14 protein-coding genes are annotated in these 19,885 nt (G+C 71.3%); 9 read left to right on the top strand and 5 right to left on the bottom strand.

All coding sequences use genetic code 11. The features are described 5' to 3' along the window. Window positions 1-10: 10 nt before the first annotated feature. The 3 genes from RAN62_RS40170 to RAN62_RS40180 form a co-directional block, all read right to left on the bottom strand. Window positions 11-4,210 (bottom strand): hypothetical protein, encoded by a 4,200-nt coding sequence (locus tag RAN62_RS40170; RefSeq protein ID WP_305790146.1) that lies wholly within the window; start codon window positions 4,208-4,210, stop codon window positions 11-13. Continuing rightward, window positions 4,207-5,586, bottom strand: a complete 1,380-nt coding sequence (locus RAN62_RS40175) for an alpha/beta hydrolase (RefSeq protein ID WP_305790147.1) — start codon at window positions 5,584-5,586, stop codon at window positions 4,207-4,209. Before RAN62_RS40175 ends, RAN62_RS40170 begins: the two co-directional genes overlap by 4 nt. A gap of 139 nt (window positions 5,587-5,725) precedes the next feature. Beyond that, on the bottom strand, window positions 5,726-6,280 hold the full coding sequence (locus tag RAN62_RS40180) for a pyridoxamine 5'-phosphate oxidase family protein (RefSeq protein ID WP_305790148.1): 555 nt from the start codon (window positions 6,278-6,280) through the stop codon (window positions 5,726-5,728). Between the two features lie 109 nt (window positions 6,281-6,389). On the opposite strand from RAN62_RS40180, the gene RAN62_RS40185 reads away from it, so the two are divergent. Next, complete coding sequence (locus RAN62_RS40185; RefSeq protein ID WP_305790149.1) at window positions 6,390-8,891, top strand: alpha-L-arabinofuranosidase family protein; 2,502 nt, start codon at window positions 6,390-6,392, stop codon at window positions 8,889-8,891. Then, entirely contained in the window at window positions 8,888-9,916 is a 1,029-nt protein-coding gene (locus tag RAN62_RS40190; protein ID WP_305790150.1) for a glycoside hydrolase family 43 protein, read from the top strand. Before RAN62_RS40185 ends, RAN62_RS40190 begins: the two co-directional genes overlap by 4 nt. A 42-nt stretch (window positions 9,917-9,958) precedes the next feature. Here the strand turns inward: RAN62_RS40190 and RAN62_RS40195 are convergent, their stop codons facing one another. Continuing rightward, the gene (locus RAN62_RS40195; protein ID WP_305790151.1) at window positions 9,959-10,810 is read right to left on the bottom strand and encodes a hypothetical protein; all 852 of its coding nucleotides are present in this window, start codon (window positions 10,808-10,810) and stop codon (window positions 9,959-9,961) included. 123 nt (window positions 10,811-10,933) lie between these two features. Here RAN62_RS40195 and RAN62_RS40200 point away from each other — a divergent pair, with 123 nt between their 5' ends. From RAN62_RS40200 to RAN62_RS40225, 6 genes are all read left to right on the top strand, one after another. Continuing rightward, window positions 10,934-11,131, top strand: coding sequence for a hypothetical protein (locus RAN62_RS40200; RefSeq protein ID WP_305790152.1), 198 nt, complete (start codon window positions 10,934-10,936; stop codon window positions 11,129-11,131). A gap of 92 nt (window positions 11,132-11,223) precedes the next feature. Next, window positions 11,224-13,317 (top strand): ATP-binding protein, encoded by a 2,094-nt coding sequence (locus tag RAN62_RS40205; protein ID WP_305790153.1) that lies wholly within the window; start codon window positions 11,224-11,226, stop codon window positions 13,315-13,317. A 179-nt stretch (window positions 13,318-13,496) separates the two neighbouring features. Beyond that, complete coding sequence (locus RAN62_RS40210) at window positions 13,497-14,234, top strand: hypothetical protein (protein ID WP_305790154.1); 738 nt, start codon at window positions 13,497-13,499, stop codon at window positions 14,232-14,234. A 74-nt stretch (window positions 14,235-14,308) separates the two neighbouring features. Next, window positions 14,309-14,926: a copper homeostasis periplasmic binding protein CopC gene (gene copC, locus RAN62_RS40215; RefSeq protein ID WP_305790155.1), complete on the top strand. Its 618-nt coding sequence runs from the start codon at window positions 14,309-14,311 to the stop codon at window positions 14,924-14,926. 110 nt (window positions 14,927-15,036) lie between these two features. Further along, window positions 15,037-16,281, top strand: coding sequence for a formaldehyde dehydrogenase, glutathione-independent (fdhA, locus tag RAN62_RS40220; RefSeq protein WP_305790156.1), 1,245 nt, complete (start codon window positions 15,037-15,039; stop codon window positions 16,279-16,281). Window positions 16,282-16,321: 40 nt separating this feature from the next. Next, window positions 16,322-17,518, top strand: a complete 1,197-nt coding sequence (locus RAN62_RS40225; RefSeq protein ID WP_305790157.1) for a 4-hydroxybenzoate 3-monooxygenase — start codon at window positions 16,322-16,324, stop codon at window positions 17,516-17,518. Here the strand turns inward: RAN62_RS40225 and RAN62_RS40230 are convergent, their stop codons facing one another. Next, on the bottom strand, window positions 17,519-18,403 hold the full coding sequence (locus RAN62_RS40230; RefSeq protein ID WP_305790158.1) for a LysR family transcriptional regulator: 885 nt from the start codon (window positions 18,401-18,403) through the stop codon (window positions 17,519-17,521). Window positions 18,404-18,468: 65 nt separating this feature from the next. On the opposite strand from RAN62_RS40230, the gene RAN62_RS40235 reads away from it, so the two are divergent. Next, on the top strand, window positions 18,469-19,659 hold the full coding sequence (locus RAN62_RS40235) for an MFS transporter (protein ID WP_438874608.1): 1,191 nt from the start codon (window positions 18,469-18,471) through the stop codon (window positions 19,657-19,659). Window positions 19,660-19,885 lie beyond the last annotated feature (226 nt).

The following is a 19,885-nucleotide window of genomic DNA, read 5'->3' on the forward strand; positions in this document are numbered from 1 at the left end:
CGCCGTGAAGTCAGGCGCCGGGTCCGAGGCACAGCGCGATCGGGCCGGCATCGGTGTGGACCACGAGCCGATTCCCCGCGCCGATCAAGCCATGAAGCTCGGCGTCGAGCAGAACGGATCGGGGCGGCTGTTCCGTGTAGGGATCCCAGACCAGCAGATGTCGGTTCTCGGTGCACAGCGCGACGCGATCGGTGCCGTCGGAGGCGCGGACGACCGCGATACCGGTGTAGGTGTGGATGTTGCCGAACCGGACGAGCCGGGGCGGCCTGGAAAGATCGCCGAGGTCTCGGACGTGCATGCCGTACCCCGCGACGGAGATCAACTTGTCGGCGCCGCCGGACGGGTCCGACACCACCGCCAGTCCGGTGACATGCTCCGCTGTGCCCTCCGGCGCAGCCGCGACGCCGGGCCGGGCCGGGTCCCAGAAGCGAATCGTGTCGTCGTCGGCGGCCGTGATCAGAAGACGCTGTCCCGAAGCGGCGCGGCCCGTCACCACGACGGTGATCGGGGAGACGTGGCCGGTCAGTCGCTTCACCGGTGCGTACATGCCCCGTGGCTCCTCCCACAACAGGACGTCGCCGCCCCCGTCTCCGACGACGACCAGCATCCGGCCGTCGTCCAGCGTCACGCTGGTCACCGCGCCGCAACGCCGGTAGTAGGCGCCGGGCAACTTCGACACACGCCGCCCGGTCTTGGGATCCACCATGTCGATCACGCCGGCGCCGACGTCCTGGACAGCGAGGCAGACGCGGTCCCTCAAGGAGACGACGCCCAGGATCTGCCCGTACGCGACGGCGGCCTCCATCCCGGGCAGAGTCTCGCCAGTGGTCACGTCGACGAGTCGCCCCTCGCCCGTGCCTTCGCTCACCAGGGCGGCAAATGTGCCGTCGTCCCGAGGAAGCGGAGCAGTGAGTCGCACACCGGTTCGCTGCGGGTGCCGGGCGACCTCCTGCTGGTGGACCGAATGCCTGACGCTCGGATCCTTCCAGAGCCGCAATGTCCCGTCCTGGCCGCTCGAGGCCAGGACCCCGCCGTGACCCGGCAGATCCGACCAGGCCAGCCGCAGGATCGGCCCGGTGTGCCCGGTGAGAGGCCGGCCGAGCGGTGTACCGGTGGCCGCTCGTACGAGAGACACGCGGCCGTTGTGGCCGGCCGCCACGGCAATCACCCCGGACCGTCCGGCGGCGGCAGCCGCCGTCATGAGGTCCGGGGATCCGGTCCATGAATGCCTGGTCCGCCGGTGGGAGTCCGGCCAGTCGACGACCAGACAGCGCTCGCGCAAGCTGGTGGACGCGGTGACGAAGGCCGGCATGTCGCCGACCACTGCGACCGCCAGAATCTCCGTCACATCGTCATTGTCGCGGTAGTCGCCCGTGTGCAGCTCCCAGCTGAGCAGCCGGCCGTCACGTCCACGAGTGCACATCGACACCGTTCCGTCGCGAGAACGCACGACAGCGATGTCGGCGATCTCGGTGTGATGGCCGGTGAGCGGCGGTCCGGCCTGCCGCCCCTGCTCCAGATCCCAGAACCGAACGGTGCCGTCGTTGCCCCCGCTCACCAGGAGTGCACCCCGGACCCGTGGCAGAAGGGCCAGTGCGGTAACCGCGTCCACGTGACCGGCGAGTTCCCCGGCAGCCCGCCCGAAGGGGAGCTCCCACAGCTTGATCAGCCCGTCGTCGCCCGCCGAGACCAGGAGGCCACCGACTTGCAGGAGTGCTCGGACGGACCCTCCGTGCGCCTCGATGCGGTGTCCCTGAGGGGTCCCACTTTCCACACTCCACATTCGCACCGAGCCGTCGACGCCTCCGGTGGCCACCAGCTTGCGGTCGCCGGCCTGCACGAAGGTGAGTGCCGGTAGGGGGCCTTGCGCGCAGCTCAGTGGAACATGGAGCGCATCCGGTTCGAGGCGTGTCCACAGAAGGTTCCAGTAGCCGTCCTCGAGTCGCGGCGGCAGGCCTCCGTACCGACCCGCGGTGACCGAGCGGATGAAGCGTCTGTCCCCGGGTGTCGCCGCGGCCAGGACATGCCGTGACCGGGAAGTGGCCAGTACGGCCGGGGGCAGGGCCGCGGGATCGGCGGCGCGGAGTACCTCTGCGGCCACGGAGTCCGGGTCCAGGTGGTCGAGCAGAGAGACGGCAGCGGCGAGCGCGGGCCACATCTCACCCGCGGCGACGTGTGCCGCCAGGTACCGGACCACGTAGGGATTGGGGACGGCGCGGTCCACCGGTCCGGCCGGCGCGATCAGAGCCGACGCGAGCGCGCGGTGGGCGGCCGTCAGGTCCGTGGAAGCCAGGAAGTGATCGCGGAAAGTGCGGTGTGCGAGACGGTAGACGCTCTGGCCCCCTTCGGCGTCGAGCATGATGTACGGCGCGGCCCGGGTGACGAGGGAATCGATGTCCGTTTCACCGACGGCGACGCCGGGCGGTGCGAGCGCCCGTGCGAGGGCGGCCCAGACGCGGTCGGCGCGGGGCAGTCCCCGGCCTCGCGTGAGGGCGAGTGCCGCGAGCAGGGGAGCGGCACTCGGCTGAGCCAGCGTGAGTCGCTCGACCGCCGCGGCGAAGAGACGCCGGTGGTCCAGCCGGAGCAGGCCGGCAAGTTCCGGCCGCCGCTCACGGTCAGCCAGCTCGGGGCGAGCCAGCAGTTCGTGAACCGCCAGGCGTGCGAACAGAAATTGCCGGCCTTGATCGCGGACGAGCCGGGCGATCTCGGCGACGGCGTGGTCGTCCACGTCGATGAGGGCAGCCTTGCGAGCGGCCCTCAGCCTCCGGTGGACATAGGTGCCTAAGGCAGCGGCGTCCCGGTCCACGACGATCACGTCCGGAGCCAGGTCACGGCCGATCATCTCGAGCAGTTCGGCCTCTCCGCCGGGCCGATCAGGGTCGTCCCGCAGAGATCTTCTTGTCCCGATGACCACGCGGCAAGCGGGCAGCGCGGCGATCGGGCTCAGTAACCGGCGCGCGATCTCGTAGGGCTCCTGCGCTTCGTCCAGGGCGTCGGCCAGAATGGTGAAGGACCGATCACGCTCGCGCAGCGCGGACACCAGCCACGCGCTTGCCGATGCACTGTCGGTGCCGGGACTCGGGGTGAGGCCGGCCGCCTCCGCGATCCTGACGGCCAGTGTGGCCGCCGTCATGCCGGTGAGATGTACGACCAGGTCGAACGGGTCTTCGGGCGGCAGTTCCCAGTCCGGCACCGATTCGAGCTGGCCGGCGGCGATGAGAAGGTCGCGGAGCGTCTTGTTGGTGTAGACCAGCACATTACCGAGAAGCGCGGACTTGCCGGATCCCGCCGGGCCGGTGACCACCAGCATCCCCGTCGTCCTTTCGTGCAGCCACGACGACGTCTGATGACGCTCGGCGTGCCGGCCGACGAAGTACCAGGCCAGCTCGCCCTCCTCCGCTCCCTGGGCCTTCGGCACGAAGTGGCGGCGTTCGTCGGCGGGCAGACCAACAAGGAACTTCTGCAGGTCGGCGTAGATGTCGAGAGGTGCCGTGACGGTGGTCGAGAGGAGACGGCGCCGACGCAGGGGTGTGGCACGCTGCAGCCCGAGATCGATGACCTCGCCCGGGTCGAGCCGCGCGCGCATGTTGGACACGAACTCGTCCACGCGGATCTCGGGTCCGTCGTTGTCAGTGTAGGAATCCAGCGTCGCACGCAGGATCTCGCCGAACTGTCCAAGGTTCCCGGCGCTGTCGTCGCCTCCGACGCCCACCACAGCGAGTCGTTTCGGACCGTTGGGAGCTGCCAGCAGCGCCGCACTCGCCCTGCGTACGAATGTCGCGGCGCCACACGCCTCGACGACCAGCAGCGTCCATGCTCCGTCCGTCGTGAAGCGATGGCGCCACTGCACGGTCAGGAGATCGGCGACGGACTGCGGATTCAGTCCGCTCCCGGCGATGATCGGGGGCGTCTCGTAGGCGGCGAGCCAGGCATCGAGGCCGTCCGAGGTGCCGTGGCCCAGCCAGAACACCAGGGCGCTGCGCCCGTCGCGACGCTGTGCCCAGGCGCCGAGCTGCTGCCGGATGCTGGTCTCGGTACGCTCCTCCGCCGCCGGCCACTCGACCGTGGCCCCCTCGAGGTGCTCCGTCAGCAGACCGCTGACCAGCCGCGCTACGTCCCAGGCCTCGTGCAGCGCGGGATGATGGGCGTAGGTGTCCACCACCACGGGGACGACGGCGAACTCCGGCGAGCCGACGGGGCCGGCCGTCACGACGAGGACGACCCGGATCTGGGCAGCACCATGACGAGCTGGGTCACCGGCGAGAACGCTTGCCCTTTGACTGCGACCCGGTACATCCCGGGGCCGGGTGGGATGATGCTCGATCGCAGTCCTTCGCCGTGCGGCGTGAGGAACGGATGCGCGACGGTGTGTCCGCTGCCGGCATCGGTGATCCGGCAAGTGAGAGCGGCCGGGTCAGACACGCCGGCGACGTGGACGGGCAGCGGCTCGCCGGCCGTCAGCAGATCGGGAACGACGAGCGACAACGGGACCGGATGACCGAGCCAGGCGCCCGGCGGCTGCTCGGTCAGGACGCCCCGGACATGGTCGATGACCTCTTGAGTCCGGGCCAGCGCTCCATGGGTCTGTGCCACGTAGAACGGTTCTCCGGCGATCGAGGCCGCGTCTCGTGGGACTGTCTCGTCGCCGCCTCGATCCACCATCCCGGGTGCATCCGGTGGCGGAACGGCCGGGTACGACCAGTGTTGTTCCTTCACTACGCCACTCCGCAGTGCGAAGGTCTGCACCGTCGGCTGCCACACCCCGACCACGGAACGCACCGGCCCTCCGGACGCGGACGACAGAGATCGGTGCAGCTCCATGGCGTTCCGTGCCAGATCCTTGTCGCCACCGAGTGCGGCCACGTCGCCAGGAGTCAGGACACGGGCGCCGGTGCCGTCACTCACACTGCGGTACGACGGCAACAGGTCGTGCAGTCCGGGCATGGTGCCGGCCAGGTCGCGCAGCCGGCGATGGGGGAGCGGTACCGGTGCTCCCCGTCCGCTGTTGAGAATCCGGACGGCTTTTGCGCTGCCGCGGAACGGCGTGCCGAGCGTGACAGTGGTACGTACCTCACTCGCGCCGCCCAGGTGCGCGGAGAAACAGCGGGCCAGCAGCCCGCCCATCGAATGAGCGACCAGGACCAGTTTCGCCGATCGGCTGCCTCGCGGCGATGCGCGCCAGCGCCGAAGATGATCATCGGCGGATTGCGCCAGCAATGCGGCATTGTGCGTCACCGAAAGCCGCCAGTCGTACGGGAAGGGCAGCACCGCCATCGGATCGAGTGCCGTTCGGCGAATACTGTCGACAAGCGCGGTGTAAGGCTCGACACCGCGTAACACTGGTGCGGCAGCCGGAAATCTGAGCAACCGCGACGCTGTGACCCGCCCGAGGCGTCCTTCGCGCTCATCCTCGGTGACTTGCAGGGCTTTCAGGGAGGACCCGGATGTCCAGGCCCGGCCGTACCAGCGGGCGTCGGCCAGCCCCCAGATCGGGCGTCCGGTCGCCGACTCCACCAATTCGCTGCCCATGATTCCGGGAAGAACAATGACGGCGTCCGAACATTTCGCCGCACCGGGAATCGGCACGAGTCCACCTAGGTGATCGTTTCGTCAAGGACTCAATATCCTGGCACGGAGAGAGCGGCTCTTACATCGCCGATACGGATGACACGTTCCGGGGCGCATCGGGTCAGGACAGGGGAGGGTCAGCGCGTGACGTCGCGGGTCAGTCGTGGAAGGCGGGGAGTCCGTCGATGCTGGTGGTGTTCTTCTTGCGGCGGTAGTCGGCGAGGTTCGACGGGCTGCGCCGCTCACTCCAGCGCAGCAGCGTGTCCCGGTCGCCCTGGAAGGCCATCTGGGGCACCGAGTAGCCGCACGAGTCGCTGACCCGGTGCACGTCGATCAGGACCACCGCGCGGGCGCCGTGGGTGTCGGGGGCGTCCGGGAAGTGGGCCAGCAGGGCCGGGAAGGCGGGGTCGGTCAGTGGTACGACCCGGCCGGTGCCGTGCAGGCGGACGATGTTCGGCGGGCCCTCGAACGCACAGAACATGATGGTGATCCGGCCGTTGTCGGCCAGGTGGGCGGCGGTCTCGGCGCCGCTGCCGCGGAAGTCCAGGTACGCCACCTCGTGCTCGCCGAGCACGGCGAACGTGCCGGCCATGCCCTTGGGGGAGACGTTGACGTGCCCTTCCGGGCCACTCGGGGCAGTGGCGACGAAGAACATCGGCTGCCTCTCGACGAACTCCCGCAGCCGCCCCGTGATCGCGTCATGCACCTTCATGGATACGGATCATATAACTGCATGGCGTAACACATTCGTTGACTATCGGTAACGCATCGAACATAATCACTGCGTTCGTGGAAGTGTTAGCGCTCACATCGGAGTGACCATGTCCTACGCCCGGCCGCTGCTGGGGCTGTCCACGGCCGCCCTGCTGGCCGTCACGCTGACGGGCGCGGCGCCCGCCCAGGCCGCCGACCCCGGCTACACGATCACCGTCGACACCACCGCCCCCGGACCCGAGATCAACGATCGCATGTACGGGGTCTTCTTCGAGGACATCAACTACGCGGCCGACGGCGGGCTCTACGCCGAGCTGGTCCGCAACCGCTCGTTCGAGTTCCTGCCCGCCGACAACGGTTCGTTCACCGGCCTGACCGCGTGGACGCCCACCGGCACCGGCGGCACGGCCACCACCGTCAACGACGCCGCGCGGCTCAACGAGCGCAACCGCACGTACCTGAAGCTCGATCTGGCCGGCGGCGGCTACGGCGTCACCAACTCCGGATACAACACGGGTGTGCCACTACAACGGGGGGCACGATACGACTTCTCGGTGTGGGCGCGCACGTCCGCGAGGAAAGGCACCACGCTGACCGTCGGGCTCACCGGGACACGATCGAGCACGCTGAGGATCCGCGGCGACAAGTGGCGCAAATACACAGCCACGATCACGGCCGGGCAGACCACCGACGCCGGGCGGCTGACAGTCGTGGCGGACGGCGCGGGCACCGTACGGCTGGACGAGGTCTCGCTCTTCCCCCGCGACACCTACAAGCACCGCGCCAACGGCCTGCGCCGCGACCTGGCCGAGAAGATCGCCGCGCTCCACCCCGGCTTCGTGCGCTTCCCGGGCGGCTGCCTGGTCAACACCGGCAGCATGTACGGCTACGACGAGGCGAGCGGCTTCCCGCGCGCCCGCTCCTACCAGTGGAAGGACACCGTCGGCCCGGTCGAGACCCGCGCGACCAACGCCAACTTCTGGGGCTACAACCAGTCGTACGGCCTCGGCTACCACGAATACTTCCAGTTCGCCGAGGACATCGGCGCGATGCCGCTGCCCGTGGTCCCCGCGCTCGTCACCGGCTGCGGGCAGAACCGGGCCACCGTGGACGAGGCGCTGCTGCAACGCCACATCCAGGACACCCTCGACCTCATCGAGTACGCCAACGGGCCGGTCACCTCCACGTGGGGCAGGCTGCGGGCGCAGTCGGGTCACCCCAAGCCGTTCGGCCTGACGCACGTGGCGGTCGGCAACGAGGAGAACCTGCCCGAGGAGTACTGGGCGAACTTCGTGAAGTTCCGCGCCGCGATCGAGGCGAGATACCCCGGCTTCACGGTCGTCAGCAACTCCGGGCCGGACGACCAGGGATCCACGTTCGAGAACCTGTGGGCCAAGAACCGGGCCGCCGGCGTGAAGATGGTCGACGAGCACTACTACAACAGCCCGGCCTGGTTCCTGCAGAACAACAAGCGCTATGACGCGTACGACCGCAGTGGTCCGAAGGTCTTCCTCGGCGAATACGCCTCGCAGGACGCCAAGCTGTTCAACTCGTTGTCCGAGGCGGCCTACATGACCGGTCTCGAACGCAACGCCGACGTGGTGCGGATGGCGTCCTACGCGCCGCTGCTCGCCAACATCGACAACGTCCAGTGGCGCCCGGACCTCATCTGGTTCGACAACGACGAGTCGTGGGGCTCGACGAGCTATCAGATGCAGAAGCTGTTCATGACCAACGTCGGCGACCGGGTCGTGCCGAGCACCGCCACCGGCAACGTCGTGCAGCCGAAGCCGATCACGGGGGCGGTCGGACTCTCGACGTGGCGCACCGCGGCCACCTATGACGACGTGCGGGTGACCCGGCCCGACGGGACGGTCGTCCACGCCGACGACTTCAACGACGGCAACGCCGACGGGTGGACCCCGGTCACGCAGCGCGGGGCCTGGTCGGTGACGAACGGCGCGTACACGCAGACCGACACCGCGGCCGAGGACACGATGGTCAAGGCGGCCACGGTCACGGACACCGAGTACGACTACAGCGTCAAGGCGACCAAGACCGCCGGCGACGAGGGCTTCCTGGTCGCCTTCGGGATCCAGGAGACCGGCCAGTTCTACTGGTGGAACCTCGGCGGCTGGAACAACACCCAGGGCGCGGTCGAGAAGGGCATCACCAGCGCCAAGGAGCAGTTGCTCACCAAACCCAACAGCGTCGAGACCGGGCGTACGTACGACCTGCGGGTGTCGGTCCGCGGGACGCACGTGGACCTCTATCTGGACGGGCAGCTGTGGGGCAGCTTCGACGACGACAAGGTCACCGAGCCGTTCGCCCAGGTCGTCACCCGGGACGACGCCAGGCGCGAGCTCATCGTCAAGGTGGTCAACGCGCAGGACACGCCGGCCGTGACGAGGGTCGACCTCGGCCGCGCGAAGGTCGCGTCCACCGGCACGCAGACCGTCATCACCGGCGACCCGGGCGAGCAGAACACCCGCACCGCCGAGCCGATCCAGCCGGTCACATCCAGGGTCACCGGGCTGGGACCCACCTTCACGAAGACGTTCCCCGCGAACTCCGTCACCTTCCTCCGCTTGAAAGTGAGGTCCGGATGAGGATCAGCCGCCGTAGCCTGATGCGCGGCAGCCTGGGCGCTGTCGCGGTGGGGACCCTCGCCGCCCCCGGCCGGGCGGCCGCCGCCACGACGCCGCCGCTGATCAGCCAGCGGGCCGACCCGTTCATCACCCCGCGCGTCGGCGGGACCTACTACTTCACCGGGTCGGTGCCGGAGTACGACCGGATCGCCATCCGCGGCGCATCCACGATCAGCGGCCTGGGATCCGCGGCCGAGACCGTGGTGTGGCGCCGGCCCGCGACCGGCACGATGGGCGGCCACATCTGGGCGCCCGAGCTGCACCGCATCGACAACAAGTGGTACGTCTACTTCGCCGCCGGCGACAAGGACGACGTCTTCCGGATCCGCATGTACGTCATCGAGTCGTCCCGCGCCGACCCCCGGGATCCCGCCGGCTGGGGCGCCCCGCGCAAGATCGTGACGGAGTGGGACAGCTTCGCGCTGGACGCCACCACCTTCGCGCACCGCAACCGCCGCTATCTGATCTGGGCGCAGAGCGAGCCGGAGATCGCGGTCAACTCCAGCCTCTACATCGCGTCGTTGTCCAACCCGTGGACGCTGTCCTCCAAGCCCGTCCGCATCGCCACGCCCACGCGCAGCTGGGAGATCCAGGGCTACCGGGTCAACGAGGGCCCCGCGGTGATCATCCGCAACGGCAAGGTCTTCGTGTCCTTCTCGGCCAGCGCCACCGACGCCCGCTACTGCGTCGGCCTGCTGTCGGCCCCCGCGGACGCCGACCTGCTGCGCAACGCCTCGTGGACCAAGAACCCCAACCCGGTCTTCGTCACCAACACCACCACCGGCCAGTACGGCCCGGGCCACAACCAGTTCACCGTGGCCGAGGACGGCGTCACGGACGTCCTCGTCTACCACGCCCGCGACTACCGCGACATCACCGGCGACCCGCTCTACGACCCGAACCGCCACACCCGCGTCCAGCGCCTCACCTGGGCCGACGACGGCACCCCCCACTTCGGGATCCCGCAGGGTGGGGCATCGGTCTAGGGGCTGTCCCGCCGCAGCCCGGCTCCCACGTCGGGACAGCCCCTAGATCCGCCCGTACGAGCGGAGCGTCCGCAGCGCCTGGAGGGTGACCATGCCGCGCCACTCCAGGCGGGCGGCCGGGCCCGGGGGCTCCCACGTGATCGGCCAGCCGCCGTCCTTCTCCTGGGCGGCGGCGAGCTGGTCCAGGTGGGCCTCGATGTCCCCGGCCGGGAAGAGGTCGCGCCACGGTGAGTCGGCTGTCGGGGCGATGTGCAGGGGTGTGAGGCCGTACTCGCCGGGGTTCGGCTTGCTCTGGAACATCGGGTTGGCGAGCAGCCGCTCCAGGAGGGCGGGCACGGTCTTCTCGGCCCGTGCCCGGTCCGGCCCGTACGCGAGGAAGACGAACATCTCCGACAGGGCGTGCACCTCGTCGGGGACCTCGGCCTGCCAGCACCAGTCGGTGGCGGCCGTACGCCAGGGGTGGTCGAAGCCGAGCTGGTGCAGCAGGCCGGCCAGGCCCGCGGTGGGGTTGACGCCCGGCTGGTAGGTCCACTCGGACCAGTGCCCGGCGCGCGGGTAGTCCTCGATGACCGGGAAGGCGAGTGGCACCGCGCCGCCGGGGGAGGCGATGCGGGCCAGGTGGTCACAGGCGGGTCCGAGCAGGCCGGAATCGGATACACCGGCGGCGGCGAGGGTCTGGAAGGCGATCTCGGTGTAGATGGGCAGGCTCGCCGGACAGCGGGTGTCCGGCTCCAGGCCGTGGCCGAAGCCGCCGTCCTCGTTCTGGTGGGCGCGCAGCGCGGAGAGCACGCCGTCCGGTGACTCCCCCTGGAAGAGGGTCGCGAACAGGCGGCGCTCGAGCAGGCGGGCCTCGGCGACCAGGAAGCGCGCGGCGGCGTCGAAGTCAGCTGTCATGCCTCCGACCGTAGGGCCCGCGCCCGGGCGGGGTCTTGAACGAATCGGACGGGCCGGGGATTAAGCTCGATCCGGACGAGGGGACGGTCCCGTACCCTCGAAGCGGCGCGGGAGGTAGCAGGGTTGGATCCCGCGCAGCCGAAGAGGCGCAAAGGGCCCCGCAAGCTCAGCCCGCACCGCATGGCCCTGGCCCTCGCGCTGGTCTCCACGGCGCCCCCGCTGATCATGCGTTACGGCTGGCCGGGTGTGCTCGCGGCGATCGCGGCCGTGGCGTACGCGGTGTATCTGATCGGTGGCAAGAAGTGGCCCTGGTCGCGCTGATACACCCCGGGAAGTAACACTCTGGACAGCGAATCGATCAATAAACCGACAAGATCGAACTCGGTGTGACAGAGCGTCCTAGCATTCCCGCCGTGCGACATTTGGGGGGACCGGACCACGCCGTGCCTGATCGGGCGGCTCCGGACGAGAGTGGACAAGCGGCGCCCGGGGGCGGGCTGCTGGCCGGGAAGCTGCGTGAATCGAGGAGCAGGGCCTTCGTGGGCCGGGGCGCCGAGCTGGCCGTGCTGCGGTCGGCGCTGGCGGGGGAGCCCGGCTCGGCGACGGTGTTCGTGCTGGTCGGGCCGGGGGGAGTGGGCAAGACCACGCTGCTGCGGCGCTTCGCGGACGAGGCCGAGGCGCTCGGGCGTACGGTCATCGGGGTCGACGGTGCCGCGATCGAGCCGGCGCCGGCCGCGTTCGAGGCCGCCGCCCACCAGGCGCTGGCCGAGCCGGCCGGGGTGCTGCTGATCGACGCCTTCGAGCGGTGCCAGGGGCTCGAGCTGTGGCTGCGCGACACGTTCCTGCCCCGGCTGCCGGCGGGGGTGCTGGTGGTCATCGCCGGGCGCCGGCCGCCGGACCCGCGGTGGACCGCCGACCTGGCCTGGTCGGAGCTGCTGCGCGTGATCGAGCTGCACGACTTCACCCGGGCCGAGGCCGTGGACCTGCTGACCCGCCGGGGCGTGCCGGAGCCGCTGCACGGGCCGGTCATCCGCTTCGCGGGCGGGCACCCGCTGGCGCTGAGCCTGGCCGCCGTGGTCGCGAGCCGCGCGGGCGCCGCCGGGCACTGGGAGCCCGGGCCCGACGTGCTGACCGCGCTGGTGCAGGAGCTGGCCGGCGCCGTGGAGTCCGACGCCCACCGGCTCGCCCTCGGCGTCCTCGCCCACGCGCCCAGCACCACCGAGGACCTGCTGCGCGCGGTCGCCGGGGAGCGCGCCGCCGAGCTGTTCGACTGGCTCGGCGCCCAGCCGTTCACCGAGTCGCACGCCCGCGGGCTGACCGCCCACCGGGTCGTGCGCGGAGTGGTGGACCAGCACTTCCGGTGGCGGGACCCGTTCGGTTACGCGGCGATGCACCGGGCGATCGTGACTCACCTGGCCGAGCACGCGCGCCGGTCCACCGGCAGTGAGGCGGTCACCGCGGTGCGGGCGCTCTACCAGCTGATCAGCCCCGACCACACGGTGGCGCCCGAGCTCGAGGACGAGCACACCGGCGACTTCTACGCCGCGCCGCTGGCCCCGGCCGACGCGGAGGTGGTCGTGCGGCTCGCCCGCGAGTCCGGCGGCCCCGGCGCGGTGGACGTGGTCCGGCACTGGCTCGACCGGCAGCCGGAGGCGTTCCGGGTGTTCCGGCACTCCGGCGGCGGCGCCGTGGCGGCCAGCGGCGCGGCCCTGCTGCTCGAACGGCCCGACCCGGCGGATCTCGCCGCCGACCCGGCCGTCGCCACCGCCTGGCGTACCGTCGCCGGTCGCGGCCCGCGCCCGGGCGAGCGGATCTGCGTCTCGTGCTTCCTCTTCCCGGTGCACGGCCGCCCGCCCGGCGTCGACGGGCTGCTGCGCTTCACGATCGCCGAGGACTGGCTGCTGACCGAGCGGGTGGCCTGGTCCTTCGTGGTCGTCGCGGCGGACAGCCCGCTGGGCCCGCTGCTCGAGGTGGGCGGTTTCGCGCGGGCCGGGGAGCCGGTCCGGCTGGGCGGCACGACCTTCCAGCTGTACGGGCACGACTGGCGCGAGATGCCGTACGACGCGTGGATCTCCCAGCTCAGCGACATCGCCCTCTACGGACCGGCGGGGCGCCCGGGCACCGAGCAGGGCGAGCCCGTCCTGGGCCGGGCCGAGTTCGACGCCGCCGTCCGCGACGCCCTGCGCGCGTGGCACAACCGGCCCGCGTTTCTCGGCAACCCGCTGCTCGCCACGCGCCTGGTGACCGCCGGGGCGCGCGGCGAGCCCGAGGCGACCGAGCAGCGGCTGCGGGACCTGCTCGAGGAGACCGTCGACGCGCTGCGCGAGGATCCACGGGAGAACAAACTGCACCGGGCGCTCGCCACGACGTACTTCCACAAGGTGCCCACCCAGGAGGCCGCCGCCGAACGGCTCGGTCTGCCCTTCAGCACCTATCGCCGGCACCTCACCCGGGGCCTCGACCGGGTCGCCGCGGCCCTGTGGGAACGCCGGTCGACCGCCCCGTGAACACTGTGTGTCATGGTCCTCTCTCGGAGCGCGGGTCCACGGAGTGGTCTTGGTAACAGTTTTGAGCTGGTGGGAGGGGTCGTGCCTTGGTGTCCGAAATGATCCCGTAACGCCCCCGCTATTCTTCTGACCGCTACCGACCGTCACGAGCGGGCCGGGGCGACGGGGAAGGGGCGGAGATGCGGAACAGGTCGATCAAGGCGGGCGTGGCTGCCCTCGTGGTGGCCGGCGGGTTGCTCTCGGGCTGCGGCAGCACCGACAGCGGCACCAGCACGGCGCCCGGCGCGGCCGCCGCGCCGTCGGAGGAGGGCAACGGCGTCGCCGCGCTCGAGCCCGCCGAGATCCTGAGCCGCAGCAAGGCGGCGGTCGACAAGGCCGGGTCCTACACGCTGAGCGGCACCCTGCGCGGCGGCGGCCAGGAGTTCACCCTCGACCTGTCCGTGGGCGGCGACGACCTGGTCGGCAACATCCTCGTCGGCTCCGGCCGGGTGCAGCTGCTGCGCGCCCACGGCCAGGAGTACGTGCGGCCCGACGCCGCGTTCCTGACGGCGACCGGCGCCAAGCGGCCCGCCGCCATGGTGGCCGAGCTCGGCGACAAGTGGGCCGCGGTGCCCGCGAGCAACCCGACCTACGCGAGCCTGTTCGCCCTGGCCGACGCCGACCAGCTGCTCACCGCCACCGGCACCCTGACCAAGGGCGAGGAGGGCGAGATCCACGGCTCCCCGGCGGTCGGCGTGGTCGACAGCGCCGACGGGGGCGTGCTCTATGTGGCGACCAGCGGCGAGCCGTACCCGCTGAGCCTGCAGGCCAAGGACCCGAAGGAGGGGTCGCTGACCTTCAGCGGCTTCGGGGCGACGGTGCAGGGCGCGACGCCGCCGGCGACCACGCAGGTCGTCGAGCTGTCCGAGCTGGGCTGACCCGGTGCCCCGCGCCCCCGGGAAATTCTCGCGGGGCGCGGGAACTTTTCCGGGGCGGCGAGCGACCAGCCCACGTGAGAAATCGACGCCGCCTCAGTCTCCTGCCGCTGATCCTGGCCGCCTGCGCCGCCCTCGTGCTGCCCGGCGCCCCCGCCTGGGCCCACGCCCAGCTCACCTCCTCGACTCCCGGGGAGGACGCCACGGTCAAGAAGGCGCCGGCCGAGATCACGCTCAAGTTCAGCGAGCGCCTCAACCCCGACTTCACCACGATCGTGCTGAGCGACGAGGCGAAGCGGAAGGTCGGCACGGACGGCCCCGAGGTCGACGGGCGCGAGGGCACGCTGACCCCGGCCGAGCCGCTGGCCAACGGGACGTACACGGTCGCGTACCGGGTGGTGTCGGTGGACGGGCACACCGTGCAGGGGTCCTACTCGTTCACCGTGGCCGATCCCGCCGCCACGGCCGCGCCGGTTCCCTCGTCGCTCCCGCTGACGCCCTCGTCCGCGGCTCCGGCGGTGTCGGCGGTGGCATCGGCCGGGCCGACCGCGCCGGCCACGGTGCCGCTGGCCGAGGAGTCGGACGACGACGGGGCCCCGGTAGGCGTACTTGTGGGGATCGGGATTGTCGCTCTGCTGCTCGTTGCCGGAGCCGGCTACTTCTGGCTGAGCCGCCGCCGCGGCCCGGCGGCTTGAGTGCCCTGACCGGAGCGCATTTGCGACTGTTCGCGGCTCTTGCCAACATCGACGGTTCTCTTCGTCGTTCACGCCGAGAAACATGGGCGTAACGATTGAGGGAGGCAACGATGCCAGCCAACAGAGCAGTCGTGTACGAGGGCCCGGGCCGCGTCGAGGTGCGCGAGATCGACTATCCGGCGTACGAGATGAAGGACGGCCCCGGCGTCAACAAGGCCAACATCGGGCGGCGCACCCCGCACGGCGCGATCCTGCGCACGGTCGCCACCAACATCTGCGGCAGCGACCAGCACATGGTCCGCGGGCGCACCACCGCGCCGGAGGGCCTGGTCCTCGGGCACGAGATCACCGGCGAGGTCATCGACGTCGGCTCCGACGTCGAGTACGTCAAGGTGGGCGACATCTGCTCGGTGCCGTTCAACATCGCGTGCGGCCGGTGCCGCAACTGCAAGGAGGGCAAGACCGGCGTCTGCCTCAACGTCAACCCCGACCGACCGGGCTCCGCCTACGGGTACGTGGACATGGGCGGCTGGGTCGGCGGACAGGCCGACTACGTCATGGTGCCGTACGCCGACTGGAACCTGCTCCGCTTCCCCGACCGCGACCAGGCGCTCGAGAAGATCCTCGACCTGGCGATGCTGACCGACATCTTCCCGACCGGGTACCACGGTTGTGTGTCCGCGGGCGTGACGACGGGATCCACCGTGTACATCGCCGGCGCCGGGCCGGTCGGGCTCGCGGCGGCCACCTCGGCGTGGCTGCTCGGCGCGGCGGTGGTCATCGTCGGCGACCTCAACGAGGAGCGGCTGGCCCAGGCGCGCAGCTTCGGATGCGAGACCGTGGACGTGTCCAAGGGCAGCCCGAGCGAGCAGGTGCAGCAGATCCTCGGCCGGTCCGCCCCCGCGATCGGCCAGCCGCTGGTCGACTCGGCCGTCGACGCGGTCGGCTTCGAGGCGCGCGGGCACGGCGCCGACGCGAGGACCGAGATGCCGGCGACCGTGCTCAACTCGCTGATGGACCTCACGCGCGCGGGCGGGGCCATCGGCGTCCCCGGCCTCTATGTGACCGGCGACCCGGGCGGCGTGGACGAGGCGGCCAAGGTGGGATCCCTGTCGCTGCGGCTGGGACTCGGCTGGGCCAAGTCGCACTCCTTCGTCACCGGTCAGTGCCCGGTCATGAAGTACAACCGCAACCTCATGATGGCGATCCTGCACGACCGGGTGAGCATCGCGAAGAACGTCAACGCCACCGCGATCCCGCTCGACCAGGCCCCGCAGGGATACCGCGACTTCGACCAGGGCGCCGCCCGCAAGTACGTCCTCGACCCGCACGGCCTCACGAAACGCGCGAGCTGACGGCACTGCGCGCCCACCGTCCATACAGTACGGTGGGCGCGTGGCCGAGCCCGTACGCGAAGCAACACAGGTGGTGATCATCGGCGCGGGACCCGCCGGGCTGACCCTGGCCGCGCTCCTGCGCCGCGAGGGGGTCCGATCCGTGGTCCTGGAGATCCGCGAGCGCGCCCATCTGGAGCAGCGCCGGCGGGCCGGGATCCTCGACCATCCCGGCGCGCAGATCTTCACCGAGTACGGCCTCGCCGACCAGGTCCTCGCCGACGCGCCCGTCGAGAGCAAGGCCGAGTACCGCCTCGACGGCGTGAGCCGCCTCTTCGACACCCCGGCCGTGGCGGGCGGGCGCCCGGGCCGGATGGTGCCCCAGCAGCTGCTCGTGCGGCGCCTGCTCGCCGTGTCCGAGCAGGAGGGCGGTGACCTGCGCTTCGCCGCCGCCGACGTCACCCCGCACGACCTCGCGAGCGACCGGCCGCGCGTCACCTATCGCGACGCGGACGGTGTCACCCACGAGATCACCTGCGCCTATGTGGCCGGCTGCGACGGCTTCCACGGCGTGTCCCGGCGCAGCGTGCCCGACGGGTTCCTCACCGAGTACACCCACGACCACGGCATCGGCTGGCTGACCCTGATGGCCGCGTCGCCCGCCCCCAAGTACCCGCTCTTCGCCATCAGCCGCCACGGCTACGCCGCCCAGTACGCCCGCGGCCCGCACAACAGCCGCTTCTACCTGCAATATCACCTCGGCACCGACCACCCGCGGCAGTGGTCCGACGAGCACATCTGGCAGCAGCTGCGCCTGCGCCTGGGCGACCGGTCGCTGCCGGCCGGCGCCATCACCGAGCGCGAGCTGGTCGAGATGCGCAGCTACGTCGCCGAGCCCATGACCTACGGGCGCCTGCACCTGGCCGGCGACGCCGCGCACATCATCACGCCGATGGGCGCCAAGGGCATGAACCTCGCCCTGGCCGACGCGTACGTGCTGGCCAAGGCGCTGCGGGCGGCGCTGTGCGACGGGGACGAGAGCCCGCTCGCGGCGTACTCGTCGACCTGCCTGCGCCGCACGTGGAACTACCAGGACTTCTCCAAGTGGTTCAGCGAGATGGTCCACGACGCGGGCGACGACACGGCGGCGGGCCCCTTCCGCCGCAAGCTGGCCCTGGCCCGGCTCGAACGGCTCTTCACCTCCGGGCCGGCGGCCGCCGCCTTCGCCGACATGCAGGTGGGCATTCCGCTGCCATGATCACGGGCCCGCGGTGAGGTGGCGGCGCAGCGTATCCAGGGCCGGGTGTTTGTTGTCCCGGTGCCAGATCAGTGAATGCGGATAGACCGGCGTGGGATCCACGATCGGGATGCGGCGCAGGTCGTGCCCCGCGGGCCACACCAGGCGGGTGTGCTCGCCCAGGAAGGTCGCCAGGGCCGGGGTGTCGGCCACGGTGTCGAGCAGCGCGTCCGAGCCGAAGTTGGGTCCCGTCGCCTCGATCGTGAGTCCATGCTCGGCCTGCAGGGCGGCATAGAAGGCGGCCCACTCGGTGCCGGGAGTGAGGCCCGGCATCCAGATGCGGTGCCCGGCGAGCGCGCTCAGGGTGACCGATCGTGCGGCCGCGAGCGCGTGCGCCGGGCCGGTGAGCAGCTGCAACGGCTCGTCGAGCACGCGGACGGAGTCGATCTCGGCGGGCAGCGGATGGCCCGGCATGTCCACGGCCCGGAACGACGCGTCGATCGTGCCGCCGCGCAGGGCCGCCACGGCCGCCCCGACATCGAGGAGCGTCACCACCGTCAGGCCGACCTCGGGGTGCGTACGGTGGAAGGCGCGCAGCATCCCCGAGGTCGCCAGCCGTGAGGCGATCACGTCGACCCGCAACGGGCGGCGGCCCGGATGCACGGAGGCGGAGGCGCGCTCGCCGACGGCCAGCAGCTCGCGGGCGTGCGGCAGGAACGCCTGGCCGTCGATGGTCAGCTCGGCGCCCCGCGGCGTACGGGTGAACAGCCGCACGCCCAGCGCCCGCTCGAGCGCGGCGACCCGCTTGGACACGGCCTGCTGGGTGATCGCCAGCTCGTCCGCGGCGTCCTGGAAGCGGCCGGCGTCCACGGCGGCGACGAAGGTGCGTACGGCGTCGAGATCCATGGGACAGTTGTACAACCGCGGGTTGTGCGCCGGTTGTTTGATCTCCCGGGCCTCCGGCTGCTTGCATGCTCGGCGTGGACAGACGGTTCCGGTGGCTGTGGGCCGCGTACGCGGTGAGTACCTTCGGCACGTGGCTCGGCTTCGGCGCGTTCGCCCTGATCGCCGTGCTGGTCCTGCGGGCCGGGCCGAGCGAGGTGGCGTTGCTGGCCGCCACCGGGCCGGCCGCCGGGGTGCTCGTCGCGGTGCTGCTCGGCCCGTCGATCGAGGCCCGCCAAAAGCGGCCGGTCATGGTGACGGCGGACCTGGTCCGGTGCGCCGCCCTGGCCAGCGTGCCCGCCGCGTACACCTTGGGGTGGTTGACCCTGCCCCACCTCGTGGCCGTGTCGATCGTCACCGCCGCCGCCGACATCGCGTTCAAGGCGGCGAGCGGGGCCTTCCTGCGGAGCCTGGTGCCCCGGGACGCCCTGCTCGCCGCGAGCGGACGGCTCGAGGCCACCACCTGGGCGGCGACGCTGGCCGGACCGCCGCTGGGCACGGCCGCGATCGGGCTGCTCGGGCCGGTGGTGACCGTGGCGGCCGACGCGGTGAGCTATCTGCTGTCGGCGCTGGGCCTGCGGGCTGTCCGATCTGCGGAGGAGGTGGTTCAGCGGCACCCCGCCGGATCCCTGGGGGAGGGTTGGCGATACATCCTGCGGCACCGTGACCTGCGGCTGCTCTTCGCCAACACGGTCGCGGTCAACGGCCTGATCATGGCGACCTCCCCGCTGCTCGCCGTCCTGCTGCTCGGCCGGCTCGGCTTCGCGCCGTGGCAGTACGGCCTGGCCTTCGGCGCGCCCTGCCTCGGCGGCCTGCTCGGCTCCCGGCTGGCGCCGCGGCTGGTCGCCCGGTTCGGCCGCGGGCGGGTGCTGCGGACGGCCGGGGTCCTCCGCGCGTGCTGGTCGCTCGGGCTGGCCTTCCCCGGTCCGGGCGCCGGCGGGCTGGTCCTGGTCCTCGCCGTCCAGTTCGCCCTGGTCACCTGCATGGGCGTCTTCAACCCGGTCTTCGCCACCGAGCGCCTCGAGCGCATCGCCCCGGACCGGATCGCCCGCACGCTGACCGCGTGGTCGGTCTCCAGCAGCGCCGCCATCGCCGCCCTGACCCTGCTGTGGGGCCGGCTCGCGGACGTGGCCGGCCTGCGCACCGCCATCGCCGCCGCCGGCATGATCCTGCTCGCCACGCCGCTGTTCCTCGTCAAGCTGCGCGCGGGCGAGTCCTGATCGTCCGGCGGCCGCACGGTCGCCTTCACCGCCGCCGACATGCCCGAGGCCTACCGCCTCATTCTGCTTCTCGTTCAGCTCGCCGCCATCAAGACTCCCTGACCTCGTCGACTACACGACAGTGGCTCGATAGGGGGAGGTACGGGGATGCGGCCGCCCGCTATGGTGAGCGCTCCCCGGGCCGCTGTGGCCGGCCGGGGATCCACGGGCGGGCGGAAAGGGACAC

The sequence above is a fragment of the Symbioplanes lichenis genome (assembly GCF_030709675.1).
GTDB classification, from domain to species: Bacteria; Actinomycetota; Actinomycetes; order Mycobacteriales; family Micromonosporaceae; genus Actinoplanes; species Actinoplanes lichenis.